Here is a 1,050-nt window from a genome sequence, read left to right on the forward strand (position 1 = left end):
TTCGCCATCGCGGACGGGACGACGAACGCGGATCCGCTCCAGACCCAGGTGGTGAGCGTCGACAGAACGACGCCCTTGGTCCCGCCTTCGATCCAGCGGCGACCCGCGGCGTGAGTGGTATTGAACGACCCGTTCATCACCGTGGACGTGACGGCTTCGAAGGCACGCGGGCTGAGTGATTCGGTGGGGGCGATGAAGTTCGCGGCAGCATTGTTGATCACGCCGGTGAGCGGACCGTGCAGCGTCCAGATCTCGTCCATCGCGGCCGACACGAGATCTGCCTTGCGCACATCGACGGTCTGCCAGTGGACCGAACCCGGCCGGGACACGGACGCCTCCGCCGCGGCTTCCTCGAGCACGGCGGGACGGCGGCCCCACAGGTGGACTTCAGCGCCGCGGTCGACGAGGTGCCGGGCGACGCCACGGCCGAGTCCGGTACCCCCGCCGGTGATGAGCACGCGCTTGCCCGCGAGGGCGTCGGAGGTGAAGGGAGTGGTGGTCATGCGATGGTCCTTACGATGGGGAACGAGGGCTACAGGCCCAGGCTCTTGCTGATGATCTCGCGCTGATTCTCGTTGATACCGCCATAGATCGGTGGTGCCAGAGAACGGCGATCCTGTTTCTCCATGCCGTACTCGCGGGTGTAGCCGGACCCACCCATTCCGTAAACGGCGTCACTAAATCCGAGTTCCGATGACGGCGATGCGAACGGGATGACCAGGTCATACGCTGGCCTCCATCCATGTCGTCATCATTCGATCCTTACTGGCCGGTAAAGCGTGGCGGCCGCTTCTCCTTGAACGCCGCATGCGCCTCCGGCATGTCGGCGCCCCGGGTGAGCAGCGCCTGTCCCCGGTTCTCCAACTCCAGTGCCGCCGCATACGACGTCACTTCCTGGTTGCACTGCAGCGCACGCTTCGACATCCGGACACCGCCCGGCGAATTCGATGCGATCGCCTCGGCCACCGCGACGGCCTCGTCGAACAGGTCCTCGCTCGGCACCACCCGGTTCGCCAATCCGATCCGGGCGGCCTCCTCGGCGCCGACGAA

General features: G+C 66.1%; 2 protein-coding genes and 1 pseudogene. All 3 read right to left on the minus strand.

The window, feature by feature from the left end; all coding sequences use genetic code 11:
- Positions 1-503 (minus strand): SDR family NAD(P)-dependent oxidoreductase (locus tag MLGJGCBP_RS22020; RefSeq protein WP_160098005.1); only part of this gene is annotated, 503 nt, incomplete at its 3' end.
- Between the two features lie 29 nt (positions 504-532).
- A pseudogene (locus MLGJGCBP_RS22025) lies at positions 533-676 on the minus strand (acyl-CoA dehydrogenase family protein); the annotation flags it as partial.
- 86 nt (positions 677-762) lie between these two features.
- Positions 763-1,050, minus strand: a 288-nt coding sequence (locus MLGJGCBP_RS22030; protein WP_236581249.1) for an enoyl-CoA hydratase/isomerase family protein, incomplete at its 5' end; no start/stop codon positions are given.

Source organism: Rhodococcus sp. T7, assembly GCF_009872365.1.
GTDB lineage: Bacteria > Actinomycetota > Actinomycetes > Mycobacteriales > Mycobacteriaceae > Rhodococcus_F.